The following is a 12409-nucleotide window of genomic DNA, read 5'->3' as shown; positions in this document are numbered from 1 at the left end:
GATTCCACCATGTTCGTGGTCCCCTACATCATCGATTTTGACACCTTCCTTCCGGACGCCCCCATCGCTCCCATTCGCGAGCACCTGCAGCATCTGGCCGGTGATGCGTCGGCACGCCGCGCGATGGCCGCCAAGACCGTGCAGGGCGCGCTGCGCACACTCTTGACACGTGTCGACGAAGTGGTGGCACAGAAGGAGAACAACGAACAGTTCGCCGCCCAGCTGGGTGAGGCCATCGAGGCGACCTATACGCGTGCGACCCAGCACGTCATCGACGCCACCAGCGATGGCAAACTTCTGCGCACCGAGGTACTGCAGCGCTGGCAGGACTTTGTCGGCACTTCCGATGCGTTTCGCACCATCGAGCGCTGGTATTCCATGGCCGTGGACCGGATTGGCAGCTTCTTCACCGGCCAGCCAGCCCCGGTGCAGGAGGTGGAGACGGAGATCGAGACCGGCCTGCACGCCGTCATCGTCGATGCCGGTGACACCGCAGCCACCCGCACCTGGTCACATCTGGGCCAGGTGGCACCACAGCTACGGGCCGAGGCTGACCCCGCCCTGTCGTCGTCAAGCGATGATCTTTCCGAGCGGGCGGCGCAACTTGTGCGCGAGTGGCAGTCCGCGCTGATGGAACATATTCAAGACACCGCCGGTGAAAAGCGCATGCGTGCGCGCGTGCTCTCGCTGGGCCTGAACGTGGTGACCGTGGCGCTGATGCTGGTGGTCTTTGCCTCCACGGCCGGTCTGACCGGCGGCGAACTGGCCATTGCCGGTGGCTCCGCCGTGGTGGGACAGAAACTGCTGGAGACCATTTTTGGCGAGGACACCGTGCGCCGCATGGCCAGGTGGGCGCGTGAGGACCTCGACCAGCGCCTGGCTGCGCTTTACGACGACGAACAGGCGCGCTATAACGAGGTGCTGGCACCGCTGGTGGCCGGGGCCTCGTCGGAAGAACTGCGCGCAGCTGCTGCGGAGGTGGATACCGATGTTTAAATCCACCCCCACCTTGAACGAGCGACTAGCAGTGCTTGACCTCGCGGTGGAGCTGGGCGACGGCTACCTCACCCCGGACGAGCTCGACCGTTTGGAATCCGTGGCGCAGTCGGGCGCCGAACGCCGCGCGCTGTCTGCCGAACACACCGTGGTCGGGTTCTTCGGGGCGACGGGTTCGGGCAAGACGTCCCTGTTCAACGCAGTCGTGGGCGAGGACCTAGGCAAAGCCGCGGCGCGCCGGCCCACCACCTCTTCCCCACTGGCCGCAGTCTGGGAGCCGCGCGGTTCAGAGGAGCTGCTGGACTGGCTGGAGGTGGAGGATCGCCGCAACCGCGAGGGGGAATTCGCCCCTGGCGCCGGCCCATTGATCCTTCTGGACCTACCGGACTTTGACTCGGTCGAACCGGTCCACCGGGAAATCACTACCCGCCTGGCCGGGCAGGTCGATGTGCTGGTGTGGGTGACCGACCCCGAAAAGTATGCCGACAGCGTGATCCACGACCACTTCATCCGCCCGCATGCGGCCCACTCTGCGGTGACTCTGGCGGTGTTGAACAAGGCGGACCTGCTCAAGTCCGAGGACCAGAAGGTCGTTGCAAATTCCTTCGGGGAGTTGCTGCGCGAGGACGGCCTGAAGAAGGTCACGGTCATCCCGGTCTCCGCGAAGACTGGCGCAGGTGTCGAGAAGGTCCGGACTGCCATCGCGCGCGTAGCCACCGCCCACTCCGCCCAGACCAAGCGCATCGAGGCCAACCTGCAATCCGTGGCCCAGCCGTGGGTCTCCAGCGAAGCCACCAAGGCGGTGCCGAAATCCGCTAAACGAGAGATGGACACGATCCTCACCCAGGCCGCAGGCGCCGACTTCATCAGCGATGCCACCGCGAAGGCCTACCGCAAACGCCTCGGGGAACGCACCGGCTGGCTGCTGACCTCCTGGATCACCAGACTGCGCCCCGATCCCCTGCGCCGCATGGGGCTTCGCGACGAAGCCGACGAGCTCGGTGTGCACCGTACCTCTCGGCCAGAACTGGATGCATCCAGCCGTGCTGTCGCTAACAAAGGCGTGCGTGGTTACGCCGCTGCCGTTGCCGAAGGGCTGCCCGGTGCCTGGGCATCCTCGGTGGCTGACAAGGCAGAAGACATTAACGACGACATGCCCTTGCACCTTGACCGCGTGGTCGCCGCCACCAGGCTTCCCGCACAGCCATCGAAGGCGTGGGGCCTGCTCACCGTGATCCAGTGGCTCGCGCTGCTCGCCGCCCTGATCGGCGTGCTGTGGTATCTGGCCGTGGTCTTTATCCCCGGAGCCCTCGACCCGCTGTTGGGGCCTGATCTGGTTCCTGACGTTGAGGGCTGGCCCATCCCTACCTTGCTGATCTTGGGCGGGCTACTGCTGGGCATTGTGTTAGGCCTCGTGTCAGCCGTGTTCGGCGGGGTGATCGGCTCTGGGATTAAAAGGCGCACCCGCCGCGCATTGCGCAACAACGTCGCCGCCATGTCCGAGCAGCAAGTTGTTGCCCCGCTGAATACGGTGCGTGAGGAGTACCGACAGTTCCACGATGCCATCAGGACCGCCGCCGGCAACCGCGGTTAACCCACCACGATCGGCGCATGCGTCAGGTAACGCAAAACCCGGCCCACCACCTCCATGAGGTAATGGGCCGGGTTCAGGGGTTCGTCGATAAGCGACGAGTCCTTAGCGTGCCCTCTCGACGATCTCGATCAGGGTGAAGTGCTTGTCCTTGGACAGTGGGCGGCACTCCTGAATGCGAACCATATCGCCAACGCCGGCGGTGTTCTCTTCGTCGTGTGCCTTCACGCGCTTGGACTGGCGCATGATCTTGCCGTACAGGGCGTGGGACTTGCGGTCCTCCAGCTGTACAACAATGGTCTTGTCCATCTTGTCGGAGACGACGTAGCCACGGCGAATCTTGCGAGCGCCCTGGGAGTCGTTCTGTTCGGTGGTTTCAGTCACGTTTGCCTCACTCATATCTAAGCCTCAGCTCCCGGGACGACGGACAGGCCGAGCTCACGCTCGCGAAGCACAGTGTAGATACGTGCGATGTCGCGCTTGACCGTGGAGATACGGCGGTTGTTGGTCAGCTGGCCGGTAGCAAGCTGGAAGCGCAGGTTGAACAGCTCTTCCTTTGCCTCTGCCAGACGCTCGTTGAGCTCGTCGTTGGACAGCTCGCGGAATTCGTGTGCGGGGGTTCCTGCAGCCATTAGTACTGGTCCTCCTTCGAAATGATGCGGACCTTCATCGGCAGCTTCTGAGCTGCGCGGCGCAGTGCTTCCACTGCAACGCTGTCATCTGGGTAGGACATCTCAAACAGGATGCGGCCAGGCTTGACGTTGGCAACCCACTTCTCGACAGGGCCCTTACCGGAACCCATACGAACGCCGAGCGGCTTCTGGGTCAGTGGACGGTCCGGGAAGATCGTGATCCAGACCTTGCCACCACGCTTGACGTGGCGGTTGATGGCAATACGGCCGGCCTCGATCTGACGGTTGGTGACGTATGCAGGCTCCAGAGCCTGGATTGCGTAGTCACCGAACTGAATCTTGTTACCGCCCTTGGACACGCCCGAACGGGTCGGACGGTGCTGGCGACGGTACTTAACGCGCTTAGGGATAAGCATAAGGTTTATGCCTCCTTCTTCTGCTCAGCGCGCTGACGGCGCTGGCCACCGCGGCGTGGGCGACGATCGCCACGGCCACGACGCTCATTGTTCGGTGCGTTGAGTTCGGACTCACGGACGCCGCCAACGACGTCGCCCTTGTAGATCCAGACCTTCACCCCGATGCGGCCGAAGGTGGTATGAGCCTCTGCGAAGCCGTAGTCGATTTCTGCACGCAGGGTGTGCAGTGGAACGCGGCCTTCGTGGTAACGCTCAACGCGGGACATTTCTGCGCCACCGAGACGGCCGGAGCAGAGCACCTTGATGCCCTTGACCTGTGGCTGACGCATAGCGGACTGGATCGACTTGCGCATTGCACGACGGAATGCGACACGGTTGACCAGCTGCTCAGCGATCGACTGCGCAACGAGGTTAGCGTTGGCGTCGACGTTCTTGACCTCGAGGATGTTCAGCGCAACCATCTTGCCGGTGAGCTTCTCCAGCTCGCGGCGAATGCGGTCAGCCTCGGAGCCGCGGCGGCCAATCACGATGCCCGGGCGGGCGGTGTGAATGTCGACGCGGACACGGTCGCGAGTGCGCTCGATGACAACATCGGCGATACCTGCGCGGTCCAGTCCGGTGGACAGGAACTCGCGGATCTTGATGTCTTCAGCGACGTACTCAGAGTAGTTCTTGTCGGCGTACCAGTGGGACTTCCAGTCTGCGGTAATTCCCAACCGTAGGCCGTGTGGGTGGATTTTCTGACCCATTACTTAGCCCCTTCCTTGGCTGCGTCTTCCGACGCGACGACAACAGTGATGTGGGAGGTGCGCTTACGGATCTGGAAGGCGCGGCCCTGTGCACGCGGCTGGTAGCGGCGCATGGTTGGGCCTTCGGTCGCGTAGCACTCGGATACGACGAGGGTGCGTGGGTCCAGGCCGAAGTTGTTCTCGGCGTTGGCTGCTGCCGAAGCGACGACCTTAGCGACAGGCTTTGCTGCGCCCTGAGGTGCGTACTTCAGAATAGCCAGGGCCTCGGACACGGACTTGCCGCGGACGAGATCCAGGACTCGGTTGACCTTCATCTGAGAGATGCGGACGTACTTGGCCGTCGCGCTTGCGGAGGTGATGGTGTCACTCATCGCTTATCGACGTCCCTTCTGGTCCTTGACGTGACCCTTAAAAGTCTTTGTTGGTGCAAACTCGCCGAGCTTGTGGCCGACCATGGACTCATCGACGAACACTGGCACGTGCTTGCGGCCGTCATGGACGGCGAAAGTGTGGCCAATGAAGTCAGGGAGAATGGTCGAACGGCGAGACCAGGTCTTGATGACCTGCTTGGTGTTCTTCTCGTTCTGAGCATCAACCTTGTTGAGGAGGTGCTCATCGACGAACGGGCCCTTCTTTAGGCTGCGTGGCATGTCTGTTTACCTCCTCTTAGCGGCTCTTGTTCGAACGACGACGACGAACAATCATGTTGTTGGAATAACGGTTTGGCTTGCGGGTACGAACTTCCTTCTGGCCCCAAGGGGACACTGGGTGACGACCACCGGAAGTCTTACCTTCACCACCACCGTGTGGGTGATCCACAGGGTTCATAACGACACCGCGGACCGTTGGGCGCCAGCCCTTCCAGCGCATACGGCCAGCCTTACCCCAGCGGATGTTGATCTGGTCAGCGTTGCCGACCTCACCGATGGTGGCGCGGCAGCGGATGTCCACGCGGCGGATTTCGGAGGATGGCATACGCAGAACAGCGTAGGTGCCTTCCTTACCCAGCAGCTGGATCGAAGCGCCGGCGGAACGTGCAAGCTTTGCACCTGCGCCTGGCTTCAGCTCTACTGCGTGGATGGTGGTACCGGTCGGGATGTTGCGCAGTGGCAGGTTGTTGCCCACCTTGATGTCTGCGTTTGGACCGGATTCGAGAATCATGCCCTGCTTCAGGCCCTTTGGGGCGATGATGTAACGCTTCTCGCCATCAAAGTAGTGCAGCAGTGCAATGTTTGCGGTGCGGTTCGGGTCGTACTCGATGTGAGCGACCTTTGCCTCTACGCCGTCCTTGTCATTACGACGGAAGTCGATGATGCGGTAGCGACGCTTGTGGCCGCCGCCGCGGTGACGGGTAGTGATGTGGCCCTTTTTGTTGCGGCCAGCCTTCTTCGGGAGCGGAGCCAGCAGGGTACGTTCCGGAGTGGAGCGAGTGATCTCGCTGAACTCGGAAACGGAGCTGGCGCGGCGACCCGGGGTTGTCGGCTTGTACTTACGAATAGCCATAATATGTCCTTTACTTCGAAGTCTTGGGCGGGCTTAGAGGTTGCCGCCGAAGATATCGATGGAGTCGCTGCCATCGCGGAGAGTAACATATGCGCGCTTGGTGTCGTTGCGCTTACCGAAACCGGTGCGGGAGCGCTTGCGCTTGCCCTCACGGTTCACGGTGTTCACGGACGCCACCGAGACGCCGAAGATGTCCTCCACGGCAATCTTGATCTGGGTCTTGTTTGCAGAACGGTCCACCAGGAAGGTGTAGGTGTCCTGCTCCATCAGTGCGTAGGTCTTCTCAGACAGCACTGGTGCGATGATGATGTCGCGTGGGTTAACGGTCTTAGCCATTAGTTCGCCTCCTTGACCTTCTCATCCTGTGCAGCACCGGAGCGCTGGGACAGGGTGTGCAGAGCCTCGACGGAGAACACGACATCGTCCGACTTGAGGACGTCGTAGGTGTTCAGCTGCGCTGGCTCGAGGATGTGAACGTTCGGCAGGTTGTTTGCGCTGCGACGAGAGTTCACGTCCTCGCGGCCGACGACCAGCAGAACATTCTTACGGTCCGTCAGACGCTCGATGAATGCGCGAGCTTCCTTGGTGGATGGCTTCTGGCCTGGGACGAGCTCCTCAACGACGTGGATACGTGCGTTGCGGGCGCGGTCGGTCAGAGCGCCAGCCAAAGCAGCCTTGATCATCTTCTTCGGGGTGCGCTGCGAGTAATCGCGTGGCACTGGTCCGTGAACGATGCCGCCACCGGTGTACTGAGGTGCACGGATCGAGCCCTGACGAGCGCGACCGGTACCCTTCTGACGGTACGGCTTGCGGCCGCCGCCACGTACCTCTGCGCGGGTCTTCACCTTGTGAGTACCCTGGCGCGCTGCAGCAAGCTGTGCGGTGACAACTTGGTGCATCAGTGGGATGGAAGCTTCGCGGTCGAACAGTTCTGCCGGAAGCTCAACGGTTCCATTGGTCTTTCCGTCAGCGGTGTGGACGTCAAGAGTCAGGTTGGTCATGCGTGAGCACCGCCCTTCACTGCGGTCTTGACGGTAACAACGCTGCCCTTAGCACCAGGGATAGCACCCTTGATGAGGATCAGGTTGGATTCACCGTCGATCTTCTGAATCTTCAGGTTCTGAGTGGTCACCTTGTTTCCACCCATGCGGCCTGCCATGCGCTTGCCCTTGAACACACGTCCTGGGGTTGCGGACTGGCCGATGGAACCAACGCGGCGGTGTGCCGCCTGGTTACCGTGTGCAGCACCCTGGCCGGCGAAGCCGTGACGCTTCATAGCGCCTGCGAAGCCGTGGCCCTTGGTGGTACCGGTGACGTCAACGAAGGACTCGCCTTCGAAGATATCCACGGTGAATTCCTGGCCAAGCTCGTAGCCAGAGACGTCGTCCATGCGAAGCTCTGCTACGTAGCGGCGTGGGGTCACGCCTGCCTTCTTGAAGTGGCCAGCTGCTGGCTTGTTTGCCTTACGGGGGTCGATCTCGCCGTAGGCGATCTGGATGGCGTTGTAGCCATCAACTTCTTCGGTGCGAATCTGGGTAACCACGCACGGCCCAGCTTCCACGACGGTCACCGGGATAACACGGTTTTCGTCGTCGAAGATCTGAGTCATGCCGAGCTTTTTGCCCAGAATGCCCTTGATCTCTGTGTTAGTCATTGTTTGTTCTCCGCTACAAAAGTCTTCGGGGATCAGCGATTACTGAATGTTCACGTCGACGCTGGCCGGAAGATCGATGCGCATCAGAGCGTCAACGGTCTTCGGGGTTGGGTCGAGGATGTCGATCAGGCGCTTGTGAGTGCGCATCTCGAAGTGCTCGCGAGAGTCCTTGTATTTGTGTGGAGAACGAATAACGGCCCATACGTTCTTTTCGGTTGGCAATGGCACAGGTCCAACGACACGTGCACCCGTGCGGGTGACCGTTTCGACGATCTTCTTTGCAGATGCGTCGATGGCTTCGTGGTCGTAGGCCTTCAGCCGAATGCGGATCTTTTGTCCCGCCACGCTTTCCTCTTCCTCGCATTCGCTCCACTTACTGCGTCCCACCTGGGTGAAACGTAGGTGAAGCGGTTTAGCTTCTCGATTTCTCTATAACGTTGTCCGGGACTAGGCCACGGCTCCAACGCCAGTGTCTTATTCTTGATGACTGTCTTGACACGACCCGGTAGATAACTGGAGCGAGCGAATAAACGCGCGCCAATCAGTGCTGCCGCCACGTGCTCGTCGATAAGCGTCGAGCGCGGGATGTCAGACTCGGAAGGAAACGTCCTGCCCCCAGGTTTCCCAGGAGATAGAAAGCGTGTGCCTTACGTACTGCCGCTGTTTATTTGCCATGCCCCTTCTCCGGTCCCCGGTCTCGGAAGTGCGCATTGGCCTGTACCCGATCTCGGAGCCTTCGTCAGGTTCCCGCCTAGCGACGATTCCCTGTGCAAAGGTGTCATGTTCGCCTCACCAGCACCGAATAGCTCACAGCATGTCTGCCATGAACGCGTTCGGCGTTGTTAAAGCAACCCGTGTATTAAAGCATGCTTTGACCCGAAAAGACAAATAACGCCCGCAGCCAAATTCTGTAGAGTTAGTGCTATCGATGTGTTTCGCGGTTGAGCGGGCTTTTCGACGACACATGGCGCGCCGAAAGTGCACCCAATCCCACACATTCAGAGACTGAGTTCACAGTGTTCACAGTTTGAGCGTTTTGAAAGGTTACTCATGACTTCGTCCACTACCCCCGATACCCCAACACCCAAGGACCCTACCCCGCCGCGCGAACCCAACCTCAACCTAGTGACGGAATACGGCACCACCATTATTGAGGACACCGTGGTGGGCAAGATCGCCGGCTTGGCCGCGCGCGAGGTCTCTGGTGTCTACAACCTTGGCGGTGGCGCCGCTCGCATGGTGGGCGCGATCCGCGAATCCCTGACCGCGTCCTCGAATGTCCAGCAGGGAGTAACCGTCGAGGTGGTTGAGGGACACGTCTCCGTGGGTGTTGCGATCATCGCTGAGTACGGTGTGGCTATCCACGAGCTGGCACAGGCGATCCGCCAGAACATCATGACGGCTATTACTCGGATGACCGGTTTGATCGTCGACAAGGTCGATGTGACCGTCCATGACGTCCACCTGCCGAACCTGGATGACAACGGCGAGGACTACAAGCAGGTAGAACAGTAATCCCCACAGATGATTATTGATATCGACGATGCAACAGTCGCCCAGGCGGCCGTTCTGGCTATCGACGGTGTAGCCGCCATGCACCCCGGGCGCTACGGCGAAGTGGCGCTGCTCTACCCCCATGAGCGGGTGGTTGGCCTGAAGCCGCTTGCGCGCGACGGTGAGGAAGGCTTGGAGGCCCACGTCGTGGTGGATGTCGATGCCGGACGCAACGTGTATGACGTCGCCGAGGCCGTGCGCCATACCGTCCGCAACGCCACCGGGCTGAACATGGTGGACGTGACCATCGGCGATGTCATCTCCAGCTCGCAGGGCGCTTCCGGGCCTGATAATGAAGCAAAGAGGCAGCTATGAAAAACTTTGAGAACAAAACGCTACTCGGCATTGTCATCGGCGTAGTGCTGGCCTTTTCCGTCATCATCGGCGGCTGGTCCGGGCCATTGTGGGTCTTGCTATTCGGAGCGATCGGTGGCGTCGTCGGCGCCCAGCTTGACGGCAAGCTAGACGTCGCGGAGATGATCAGCACGCTGTCCGGTAAAGGGCGAAGCTCATGAGTACGCCCGAGAACGAACAGCTTCACGACGAACACACCACCCGTATCGCCGAGCGCATCTTCGAAAAGATCGCCGTCGCAGCCACCGAAACCGTCCCCGGTGCCATCACCCGGGACGCGAAACTTGCGGGACTGGCCGGCAGCCGGCTTCCGAAGTATGTGGCGATTATGGACCGGCCCAGCAAGAAGGTGTCTTTTGACGCAGAACTAGCACTCCAGTTCCCTGCCCCGGCTCGCGCAATCGTGGAGCGCGTGCGCGAAACGGTCAGCGAGCATGTCTACCGCATGACGGGTTTTGAGGTCGCCCGCATCAACATCACCGTCTCCACCTTTGCCGAATGCTCCGAAGGCCACCGCATCACCCGCCAGCAACTCGCAGAGCACAGTCCAACGGTATGGACCACACCTATTCGCGTATCGACGAGGACACCGCGCTCCTTCCAGGTGAAGCAGCATGCACCGCTGCGACCGATCGTCGTTAAGCCCCCGCGCCCACTGCGGCCACCGACGGTGCCTCAACCTCTCCCGTTGCGTCCGATTACCGTGTCACCGATAGGAGAATTGGTATGAGTACACTCGGTAAAGGCACAGGTGTAGGTGCAGAGCCCCGGCCCCATCCCGCTGCGCGAGTGCTCACTGTCGTCCTTGGGATAGTGCTGCTGATCCTTGCCGGCATTGCGATCCGTGACGCGTGGTTCCTCTTTAAGGGCACCGACCCGGCTGAAGGCTGGATCGCCACTGCGCTTGAGTTCTTGGCTACCGCCGAGGTCGACGTGCTTGGCGTTGTCATCGGCGTGGTGGTCGCGCTGGTGGGCCTGTGGCTGATGGTTGCTGCGCTGCGGCCGCGCCGGCGCACCCACATGCGCGTGGCTGCGAATTCTTCGGTGTGGATGCGGCCTGTGGATGTCGCGCGAAAATCTACCGCAGCTGTGCGTCGCGATTTCGGCTCTGACGACATCAGCTCGCGCGCCAACCGCAAGCGCTTGACCGTTGCGATGGCCCACAGCGATGGCAGCGAGGAGCTTGCTGAAGAGATCCAGAATTCTCTGCGTTCCGAACTAGCTGTGTTGGAGAAGCCTCCGCGGATCTCCGTGCAGGTGGACCCCGTTGAGCCCCGGGAGGTCCAGTGAAAACCTCTCTTGCTGTCATCGACCGCCTGACCATCTTCGTTGCCGGCGTCCTGCTTCTGGTTGCAGGGCTGGTCCCCGTTGGGCTGTATTTCGACATCCCCTACGTCAGCGACTGGCTGCGCGGCATCGACCGTTCAGTGCTGACCGATGTCGCTGACAACGGCTGGTATATCTGGGTGCTCATCGCGCTTGCTGCGCTGCTGATCATCGGTGGTGTTTCAATGATGGTGAACAATTTGCGCGGCCGAGGATTCTCGAAGCGCGAAGTCACCGACGAGGACGATCCTGGGACAACCACGATTCACGTGGCGAAGTTTGCCCAAGCCATCGGCAACTACCTCTGCCAGAACGAGGCCATCAACAAGGTGGATACGTCTGTAGCAACCATCGGGAAGCGCCCGACGATTACCTTTACCCTTGACACCGACCCCTCCGCGGATCTCCAGGCGATCGTCGACCTGATCGACGCAGTGGAAGTTGATCTGCGGGATGCAGTCGAGGACATGGACATCGACACGGTCTACAAACTGCATCTCTCCAGCGTGGAGCTTTAGTCTTCCAGCAGGACGACCGTGTCGACGACACCCAGCTTCTGCTGCTGCCCTTGTGGCGTGGCCACCACCAACGGCTGCCCGACGCTACAAGTGACCACGCGGGTCCACTTCTTCGTAGAGGTGTCCACGTGTCTGCGATGGACATCCCAGGTAGATAGCGAGTGCCCGAGCACATGGCGCCGCCCATCAGTAGTGGTGATCAACCATTCCCTGTTGTCCCTGTCGGCTCGCTCTAACCCGTCGAGAGTGGTCGCGCGCGTCTTTTCGTCGTCAAGCACTGTTATGATTGTGACGACTCCGAGCTTGTGCTCAATGCCCTCGTGATCAGTCAGCACAAGCAGTCGACCTGGTCCTGTGGGTCGTAGAGCGGCGTAGCTCCACACACCTGGCTGTCGCTGAGGCTCAGATGCTGCCCGGACGATAACTTCAGTGGGAGTGCATGTGACGCGCAAGTCCGGATTGGTCGTGGTGACCAGCGCGGAAGTTGCGGCGCGCCCCGATTCGTCGCGTGGCAAGTCAGCGGGGTAGCGTAGGGCTTCTTCACGCAGGGCGGCGATGAGTTCCTCGTCGGTAGTTCCCCAGGCCACTCCCCTATTGGCTAAGATGCCGAAGAGGGTGGGAAGACTTATGTTGGGCTGGCCTTCCCACGTGGTGCGTAACTCTTCGAGGACTCGCGGGATGCGGGTGGGATCTTCCATGAGGGTTAATCCTACGCGGGTGCGCGCGCTATCTTGAGCCAGGCAAAGCAAAACGCCGCCGAACACAATGTGTCTGGCGGCGTTAGGCGTTAACGCTAGGTGCCTAGCGCGTCAGTTGGATCACTCAATGATCTTGGTGACGCGGCCTGCACCAACGGTACGGGAGCCCTCGCGGATAGCGAAGCGCAGGCCCTCGTCCATTGCGACAGGCTGGATCAGCTCGACGGACATGTCGACGTTGTCGCCTGGCATGACCATCTCGGTGCCCTCTGGCAGCTTGACAATGCCGGTCACGTCAGTGGTACGGAAGTAGAACTGAGGACGGTAGTTGTTGAAGAACGGGGTGTGACGGCCGCCTTCTTCCTTGGACAGAACGTAAACCTGACCCTTGAACTTGGTGTGGGGCTTGATGGAGTTG

19 protein-coding genes and 2 pseudogenes are annotated in these 12409 nt (G+C 60.8%); 8 read left to right on the top strand and 13 right to left on the bottom strand.

Going from position 1 to position 12409, the window contains the following annotated elements:
* A pseudogene (locus ACHFGA_RS02255) lies at nt 1–996 on the top strand (ABC transporter); the annotation flags it as partial.
* The gene (locus ACHFGA_RS02250; protein ID WP_394280823.1) at nt 989–2590 is read left to right on the top strand and encodes a GTPase; all 1602 of its coding nucleotides are present in this window, start codon (nt 989–991) and stop codon (nt 2588–2590) included. The pseudogene ACHFGA_RS02255 and the gene ACHFGA_RS02250, both read left to right, overlap by 8 nt.
* 102 nt (nt 2591–2692) lie before the next feature.
* Here ACHFGA_RS02250 and rpsQ read toward each other — a convergent pair whose 3' ends face one another.
* The 11 genes from rpsQ to rpsJ are packed head-to-tail and all read right to left on the bottom strand — an operon-like array spanning nt 2693 to nt 7886.
* Nucleotides 2693–2986 (bottom strand): 30S ribosomal protein S17, encoded by a 294-nt coding sequence (gene rpsQ, locus ACHFGA_RS02245; protein WP_018581628.1) that lies wholly within the window; start codon nt 2984–2986, stop codon nt 2693–2695.
* A 2-nt stretch (nt 2987–2988) separates the two neighbouring features.
* A complete protein-coding gene (rpmC, locus tag ACHFGA_RS02240) occupies nt 2989–3219 on the bottom strand; it encodes a 50S ribosomal protein L29 (RefSeq protein WP_018581627.1) in 231 nt (76 codons plus the stop codon).
* Nucleotides 3219–3635, bottom strand: a complete 417-nt coding sequence (rplP, locus tag ACHFGA_RS02235) for a 50S ribosomal protein L16 (RefSeq protein ID WP_018581626.1) — start codon at nt 3633–3635, stop codon at nt 3219–3221. Before rplP ends, rpmC begins: the two co-directional genes overlap by 1 nt.
* Before the next feature lie 5 nt (nt 3636–3640).
* Nucleotides 3641–4384 carry a 30S ribosomal protein S3 gene (gene rpsC, locus ACHFGA_RS02230; RefSeq protein WP_018581625.1) on the bottom strand — a complete coding sequence of 248 codons (744 nt, stop codon included), beginning with the start codon at nt 4382–4384 and terminating at the stop codon, nt 3641–3643.
* Complete coding sequence (gene rplV, locus ACHFGA_RS02225; RefSeq protein ID WP_018581624.1) at nt 4384–4755, bottom strand: 50S ribosomal protein L22; 372 nt, start codon at nt 4753–4755, stop codon at nt 4384–4386. Before rplV ends, rpsC begins: the two co-directional genes overlap by 1 nt.
* A gap of 3 nt (nt 4756–4758) precedes the next feature.
* Nucleotides 4759–5034, bottom strand: coding sequence for a 30S ribosomal protein S19 (gene rpsS / locus ACHFGA_RS02220; RefSeq protein ID WP_018581623.1), 276 nt, complete (start codon nt 5032–5034; stop codon nt 4759–4761).
* A gap of 16 nt (nt 5035–5050) precedes the next feature.
* Nucleotides 5051–5887, bottom strand: a complete 837-nt coding sequence (gene rplB, locus ACHFGA_RS02215; RefSeq protein ID WP_018581622.1) for a 50S ribosomal protein L2 — start codon at nt 5885–5887, stop codon at nt 5051–5053.
* A gap of 33 nt (nt 5888–5920) precedes the next feature.
* The gene (gene rplW / locus ACHFGA_RS02210) at nt 5921–6223 is read right to left on the bottom strand and encodes a 50S ribosomal protein L23 (protein WP_018581621.1); all 303 of its coding nucleotides are present in this window, start codon (nt 6221–6223) and stop codon (nt 5921–5923) included.
* Nucleotides 6223–6888 carry a 50S ribosomal protein L4 gene (gene rplD, locus ACHFGA_RS02205; protein ID WP_394280822.1) on the bottom strand — a complete coding sequence of 222 codons (666 nt, stop codon included), beginning with the start codon at nt 6886–6888 and terminating at the stop codon, nt 6223–6225. The genes rplW and rplD overlap by 1 nt, the downstream gene beginning before the upstream one ends.
* Nucleotides 6885–7541, bottom strand: coding sequence for a 50S ribosomal protein L3 (rplC, locus tag ACHFGA_RS02200; RefSeq protein ID WP_394280821.1), 657 nt, complete (start codon nt 7539–7541; stop codon nt 6885–6887). The genes rplD and rplC overlap by 4 nt, the downstream gene beginning before the upstream one ends.
* 39 nt (nt 7542–7580) lie before the next feature.
* The gene (rpsJ, locus tag ACHFGA_RS02195; protein ID WP_018297782.1) at nt 7581–7886 is read right to left on the bottom strand and encodes a 30S ribosomal protein S10; all 306 of its coding nucleotides are present in this window, start codon (nt 7884–7886) and stop codon (nt 7581–7583) included.
* 705 nt (nt 7887–8591) lie between these two features.
* On the opposite strand from rpsJ, the gene ACHFGA_RS02190 reads away from it, so the two are divergent.
* Genes ACHFGA_RS02190 through ACHFGA_RS02165 form a run of 6 tightly spaced genes read left to right on the top strand, consistent with a single transcriptional unit; the run spans nt 8592 to nt 11293 of the window.
* On the top strand, nt 8592–9056 hold the full coding sequence (locus ACHFGA_RS02190; protein WP_018581618.1) for an Asp23/Gls24 family envelope stress response protein: 465 nt from the start codon (nt 8592–8594) through the stop codon (nt 9054–9056).
* 9 nt (nt 9057–9065) lie between these two features.
* Nucleotides 9066–9410 (top strand): hypothetical protein, encoded by a 345-nt coding sequence (locus ACHFGA_RS02185; protein ID WP_394280820.1) that lies wholly within the window; start codon nt 9066–9068, stop codon nt 9408–9410.
* On the top strand, nt 9407–9610 hold the full coding sequence (locus tag ACHFGA_RS02180) for a DUF2273 domain-containing protein (protein ID WP_018581616.1): 204 nt from the start codon (nt 9407–9409) through the stop codon (nt 9608–9610). The genes ACHFGA_RS02185 and ACHFGA_RS02180 overlap by 4 nt, the downstream gene beginning before the upstream one ends.
* Complete coding sequence (locus tag ACHFGA_RS02175) at nt 9607–10179, top strand: Asp23/Gls24 family envelope stress response protein (protein WP_394280819.1); 573 nt, start codon at nt 9607–9609, stop codon at nt 10177–10179. The genes ACHFGA_RS02180 and ACHFGA_RS02175 overlap by 4 nt, the downstream gene beginning before the upstream one ends.
* The gene (locus ACHFGA_RS02170) at nt 10176–10739 is read left to right on the top strand and encodes a DUF6286 domain-containing protein (protein WP_394280818.1); all 564 of its coding nucleotides are present in this window, start codon (nt 10176–10178) and stop codon (nt 10737–10739) included. The genes ACHFGA_RS02175 and ACHFGA_RS02170 overlap by 4 nt, the downstream gene beginning before the upstream one ends.
* Entirely contained in the window at nt 10736–11293 is a 558-nt protein-coding gene (locus ACHFGA_RS02165; protein WP_394280817.1) for a hypothetical protein, read from the top strand. The genes ACHFGA_RS02170 and ACHFGA_RS02165 overlap by 4 nt, the downstream gene beginning before the upstream one ends.
* Here the strand turns inward: ACHFGA_RS02165 and ACHFGA_RS02160 are convergent.
* Nucleotides 11290–11991, bottom strand: coding sequence for a hypothetical protein (locus tag ACHFGA_RS02160; protein ID WP_394280816.1), 702 nt, complete (start codon nt 11989–11991; stop codon nt 11290–11292). The genes ACHFGA_RS02165 and ACHFGA_RS02160 overlap by 4 nt on opposite strands.
* Nucleotides 11992–12111: 120 nt before the next feature.
* Nucleotides 12112–12409 (bottom strand): annotated as a pseudogene (locus ACHFGA_RS02155) (elongation factor Tu); the annotation flags it as partial.

It is taken from the genome of Corynebacterium sp. (assembly GCF_043426755.1).
Taxonomy (GTDB): domain Bacteria; phylum Actinomycetota; class Actinomycetes; order Mycobacteriales; family Mycobacteriaceae; genus Corynebacterium.
Note: the sequence above shows the minus strand (reverse complement) of the source record. Positions and strands in the feature narration are given on the sequence as shown.

What these genes read in the sequence shown, in the direction of transcription:
- ACHFGA_RS02190 (WP_018581618.1), top strand. Translation starts at nt 8,592, where the DNA reads ATGACTTCGTCCACTACCCCCGATACCCCAACACCCAAGGACCCTACC.
- rplD (WP_394280822.1), bottom strand. Translation starts at nt 6,888, where the DNA reads ATGACCAACCTGACTCTTGACGTCCACACCGCTGACGGAAAGACCAAT.
- rpsS (WP_018581623.1), bottom strand. Translation starts at nt 5,034, where the DNA reads ATGCCACGCAGCCTAAAGAAGGGCCCGTTCGTCGATGAGCACCTCCTC.
- ACHFGA_RS02180 (WP_018581616.1), top strand. Translation starts at nt 9,407, where the DNA reads ATGAAAAACTTTGAGAACAAAACGCTACTCGGCATTGTCATCGGCGTA.
- rplP (WP_018581626.1), bottom strand. Translation starts at nt 3,635, where the DNA reads ATGCTTATCCCTAAGCGCGTTAAGTACCGTCGCCAGCACCGTCCGACC.
- ACHFGA_RS02160 (WP_394280816.1), bottom strand. Translation starts at nt 11,991, where the DNA reads ATGGAAGATCCCACCCGCATCCCGCGAGTCCTCGAAGAGTTACGCACC.
- ACHFGA_RS02170 (WP_394280818.1), top strand. Translation starts at nt 10,176, where the DNA reads ATGAGTACACTCGGTAAAGGCACAGGTGTAGGTGCAGAGCCCCGGCCC.
- rplV (WP_018581624.1), bottom strand. Translation starts at nt 4,755, where the DNA reads ATGAGTGACACCATCACCTCCGCAAGCGCGACGGCCAAGTACGTCCGC.
- ACHFGA_RS02185 (WP_394280820.1), top strand. Translation starts at nt 9,066, where the DNA reads ATGATTATTGATATCGACGATGCAACAGTCGCCCAGGCGGCCGTTCTG.
- rplC (WP_394280821.1), bottom strand. Translation starts at nt 7,541, where the DNA reads ATGACTAACACAGAGATCAAGGGCATTCTGGGCAAAAAGCTCGGCATG.
- rpsQ (WP_018581628.1), bottom strand. Translation starts at nt 2,986, where the DNA reads ATGAGTGAGGCAAACGTGACTGAAACCACCGAACAGAACGACTCCCAG.
- rpsC (WP_018581625.1), bottom strand. Translation starts at nt 4,384, where the DNA reads ATGGGTCAGAAAATCCACCCACACGGCCTACGGTTGGGAATTACCGCA.
- rplW (WP_018581621.1), bottom strand. Translation starts at nt 6,223, where the DNA reads ATGGCTAAGACCGTTAACCCACGCGACATCATCATCGCACCAGTGCTG.
- rpmC (WP_018581627.1), bottom strand. Translation starts at nt 3,219, where the DNA reads ATGGCTGCAGGAACCCCCGCACACGAATTCCGCGAGCTGTCCAACGAC.
- rplB (WP_018581622.1), bottom strand. Translation starts at nt 5,887, where the DNA reads ATGGCTATTCGTAAGTACAAGCCGACAACCCCGGGTCGCCGCGCCAGC.
- ACHFGA_RS02250 (WP_394280823.1), top strand. Translation starts at nt 989, where the DNA reads ATGTTTAAATCCACCCCCACCTTGAACGAGCGACTAGCAGTGCTTGAC.
- ACHFGA_RS02175 (WP_394280819.1), top strand. Translation starts at nt 9,607, where the DNA reads ATGAGTACGCCCGAGAACGAACAGCTTCACGACGAACACACCACCCGT.